The organism is Pseudomonas sp. P5_B2 (assembly GCF_056400445.1).
Window position 1 is genome coordinate 1 of the sequence record NZ_JBFULH010000329.1, and the last position, 4641, is coordinate 4641.

Annotated in this window: 3 protein-coding genes; all 3 read left to right on the top strand. The window is 57.2% G+C overall.

Going from position 1 to position 4641, the window contains the following annotated elements:
* Window positions 1-203: 203 nt before the first annotated feature.
* Entirely contained in the window at window positions 204-1226 is a 1023-nt protein-coding gene (locus AC1DRJ_RS19595; protein WP_477803605.1) for a zinc-dependent alcohol dehydrogenase family protein, read from the top strand.
* A 562-nt stretch (window positions 1227-1788) separates the two neighbouring features.
* Window positions 1789-3249, top strand: coding sequence for a hypothetical protein (locus tag AC1DRJ_RS19600; RefSeq protein WP_477803607.1), 1461 nt, complete (start codon window positions 1789-1791; stop codon window positions 3247-3249).
* Between the two features lie 67 nt (window positions 3250-3316).
* On the top strand, window positions 3317-4641 hold a 1325-nt coding region (locus AC1DRJ_RS19605), incomplete at its 3' end, for an aminotransferase-like domain-containing protein (protein ID WP_477803606.1).

Below are 4641 nucleotides of genomic sequence, written 5' to 3' on the forward strand. Positions count from 1 at the left end.
ATCTTACGGGGAAAGGCTGCTACTCTGCACCGTGTAATTCAATTTTTCCTGAAGGACCGCTTCGATTTTCACGACATTTGACAATGTCGCCGGTGCTGCGGAATCAATGACAGGCATGTCGACTATTAATAGCCACCGATGGTCTTGGCTGGAAAGCCCGGATAGAGTTCATGGCATTAGAGGTTACTTTGACGAGGTTTGCGATGTCCCGCACGATCCGTTTTCACAAGTTTGGTCCAGCCGAGGTGCTCAAATGCGAAGAGCATGCGGCAGCGCTTCCTGCTCCGGGCGAAGTGCAGGTGCGCGTCGAGGCGATTGGCATCAGCTGGTACGACACGCTGTGGCGTCAGAATCTGGCCCCGTCCCATGCTCGCCTGCCTTCCGGCCTTGGTCAGGAAATGGCCGGTATCGTTACGGCGCTCGGCGAGGGCGTCGATGACCTGGCAGTCGGTGACAAGGTCGCCAGCTTCCCGGCCGAAAGCCCGAACGACTATCCGGTCTACGGCGAGCTGATTGTTCTGCCGCGTTCGGCACTGACCCGCTATCCGGAGGTGCTGAGTCCGATCGAAGCGGCCGTGCATTACACGCCGTTGCTGATTGCCTACTTCGCTCTCAATGATCTTGCGCGGGTCAAACCCGGGCAATTTGTCCTGGTGACCGACGCCAGTCATTGTGCCGGGCCTTCGTTCGTACAACTCGGCAAAGCCTTGGGCGTGCGAGTGATTGCCGCCACCAAAACAGCGGAAGAGCGCGAATACCTGTTAACGCTGGGTGCCGAAAAAGTCATCGTTACCGAAGAAGAAGATCTGCTCATGCGGATCAACAAAATTACGGACAACCGCGGCGTGGATGTGGTGTTCGACGGGCTGGGCGGTCCGCAGATGTCGCTACTGGGCGATGTGCTCGCACCTCGTGGCAGCCTGGTGTTATACGGCCTGCAAGGCGGTAACCAGACGCCGTTCCCGGCCTGTGCAGCGTTCCAGAAGAATATTCAGTTTTTTGTGCACTGTATCGGCAACTTCACCGGCAAGCCGGAGTTGGGTATCACCCAGGACCAGGTCGCACTGCAGCGTGCCTTGCGTGACATCAACCAGTTGACCGCTGATCACGTGTTATTGCCGCTCAAGACTCGGGTTTTCCCGTTTTCCGAGTTTGTCGAAGCACACCGTTACATGGACGAATGCCYATGCCGCGAGCGGGTGGCACTTCTGGTCGAGCCTGCGTAACACGCCCCATAAAAAAGTCCGTGCTTGCACGGACTTTTTCATTCTCCCTCCGAAATTATGAGGCGACCCGTCAATCCACGATGGGGCCGTTCAGCAACTGAACTGGTTTTTTCCCTCAATCTGTATCTTCTAATCATCATATAAGCCCCGATAATTGAATGATTACTTTCATCTCAAGGAATGAGCTATGGCCAGGTATCGGGCAGATACTTTTCAATGCGCTCCGGCAATACAAACTCAACAATTAGCGCGTTATCGAACTGTTGCTGAAAAAAACCAGGGTGACTTCTTTCTTTATTTATCGTGCTACTTGTCTGTGGGACGCTGTCGGATATTTCCTAGGATCTTCCGCGCCATCACCAGGCGCCCAGTCTGCGGGGGCTGTAGGCCCGCGGTCGCCAGACGGCTTGTCTGCCAGTTCTAATCGTTTCAAATAGTGACTCAAAACTAAGTGTTAGCATTTGAAATCAAGCACAGCACTTTAATCATGACGGGCAACCGATTGCGCAATGCGAAGCGTTGTTTGCGTGACATCGAACCTATGAGTAACAGGTAAACAATGATGACCAATACCCATGATCAGGCAATGAACTATGTTTATCAGCAAGTACTGCAGCGATTGCTGAGTTTCTTCTCACGGGCCGAACGCACTGCATTGCAGTTGTTGATTCAGCGCGTGGTGGTCGCTGCAGGTGGCATGGAACGTATTGGCGAGTTCAAGGTGCTGACGATCCAGTCCGGGACCCGTGACAGCTGTTACACCCTCGCGCTGCTGCGCGCCGCGCAATTGAGTATTGCCGGCCGGGCACCTGCGACATTCCAGCTGCGAGTCGCAACTTTGCGCTTGAACGGCGCAGCCTCGTCGGCCCTTGAAAACATCCATCACAGTTGCAGTGCGTTGTTTCTTTATGATGATCCTCGGGTTGAAGTGTTGATGGTCGATAACCGCGAGGTGCTGCCGTTCAATCACGGGGTTGGAGTCTCGGAAGYCGGCCGCGAGGCAAATCGCCTCAATCTCTTGATGGTCGGCCACCGCCGAACCTGGAACGGGCCTCTGGATCTGTGGGATGACGGTTACCTGGCAACGGGCGAGTTCTACGGACAAATCGCCCGATGGGAGCGGGGCGTCGATGCCTTGGTCAGTAGCGATTCACCGCGCCAGCAAAGGCAGTTTATGGAGGGGTTGAACCGTGCTGCGGCAAAGGCCGGCTTCCCGATGCAGGAGCCGCCTGAAAACGGCTATGAGCAGCTCTTCGCGCGGCTTGATGAGTTGGGCAGCGATTGCTATCGCGAATTTTATCCCGGCCATGAACAGCCAGTGTGGCGTCCCGCAGAAAGTTTTGAGACGTGTCGACGCGCGACATTCATCGACATTCACGACCTGCTGGTCAGCAACCTGGAGGAGCGCTGGCCGCTGCTCACCGAGTTCCTCAAGTTTCAGCCTGACGGGCTGACGCCTCAGGTTGGCGATAACGAATACGTCAGCCTTTCGATATCCGCACACCTACAGGGGCTGCAGGCCTGTTTCGTCCAGGGTCGGACGTATGAGGCCGGCATTAGCAATTACTTGCAGCGGCTATTGGTCATGATGCGACGTAAACAACTGCCAGAGCCTGTGTGCGATCAGGCATTGCAGGCCTACGGCAACCCGGCAACCCTGTTGGATCAGCGCGAACTGGCGGCGACCGAGGCGCAAAGAAACCTCGGGCTGAACGAAGCTCAACTGGTGTGTTTACTGTTTGCGCCCTTTGTCGAGAACGGCGCGTCGCTCGAACGTTTTCTGCGCCAGTGTCATCCCGGCATGCTCGTGGCGCTGCCCGACCTGCATCGGGCAATGCAGGGCAAGCCTGCGCCCGAGCAGGTACTGCAATGGATGGTCGACGTCAGCGGGTTGCCGGTCAGCCTGCTCGGTGCGCTTTATCGCATGGGGCCAGTAGCCCGCGCCGAGCCAGAGGACACAGTCCTGCAAGCTGAAGTGATGGTGATTGATGCCATGCCGGACGAACGGTCAACGGGACGTTGAAAGTGCTTGGCTTGATAGCACGCACTCGGCAGCAGGGGGCAGAGCTCCGTCTGTTCGGCCACTGCCCATGAAAGGACCGCGAGAAACCGACTTCGCTTATCAGGCTGTATACCGTTACCTGACTCATCTGATCAGTGAACCGGTCAGCGACACGCGGGTGCGGCTGCCTTCGTTACGGCAGTTGGCAGACCGCCTGAGCGTATCGATTTCGACCATCCAGTACGCGTATTCGCTGCTGGAAAAGGAGGGGCGAGTTTATTCGGTGGCCAAATCCGGTTATTACGCATTGCCCGTGTCGTTTATCCGGCCACCGTGCAGCGGCAATGACCTGCTGGAGACGGTCTACGTGAATGCCAGACGCCCTGGAATGCTGGTATTGAGCGCAGACGAGCCCGCACTGCTGCAGCCGTTGGACAGCCCGTTGTTGCTGCTTGAAAGAGAGCTGTTGCGTCAGTATCCCCGCCAGCCGCAACCGACCTCTCAACCCTGTGGCGAACGGGAGCTGCGCGCCGCGCTGGCGGCTCGTTATACCTCGTCGCCTGCACGCTGTTGGCACGCCGATGATGTCTACATCGGTGCTGATCTGCGTGGTGTCCTGGAAATATTGATCGCGGTGCTCAGCCTCAAAGACGCCACGGTTGTGGTGGAGTCGCCATGCGACTGGACGATCCTGCGATTGTTTCAGGACGCCGACGTGCAGGTCATCGAGTTGTCGTTGCAAGCCGATGGCGGTGTGGACCTTGACCATCTGCAGACGCTGCTGGAAACCGAACCGGTGAGGCTGGTGATGCTGTCATCCGGCCTGAACATGCCGCGCGGCAGTGTTGCTTGCGACAGCAACCGACAATCGACTGCGCAGTTACTGGAGCGCTTCGGCAGTTGGGTGTTGGAAAATGATTGTTACGGCGAACTCGAATTTGAGCCGGGTCGCCCACGGTTTCGCGATTGGCTGGCCCCGGACCGATTGATCGTGTTCTCTACGTTCGAAAAGGTGATCGGGCCTGAAGCGCCCTTTGGCTATCTGCTTTCGCGGCAGCTACGAGGTGAGCTGCAGCGGCATTTTATGCTGCGATCGTTCCGATTATCGCCGATCCGTCAGAAGGCCATCGCGCGTCTGTACAACAATGGACGAATCGATCAGCACTTATTGGTGCTGCGTCGGCTGCTAAAGGAGCGCAAAGTGCAGATGACCCAACTGTTGGAGGAGCGACTGGCAGACGCCGTGCACTTCGTCGATCCCCAAGGTGGCGCCACTGTCTGGGTGCGCTCGTTGCGGCGGGTGGATGTGCGCGGCGTGTTCCACCGCCTGCTTAAGCAGCAGGTGATGGTGGCACCGGGGGAATTGTTCAGTTTGCGCGGCCTGCATGGGCAACACTTGCGGTTGAGCTATAC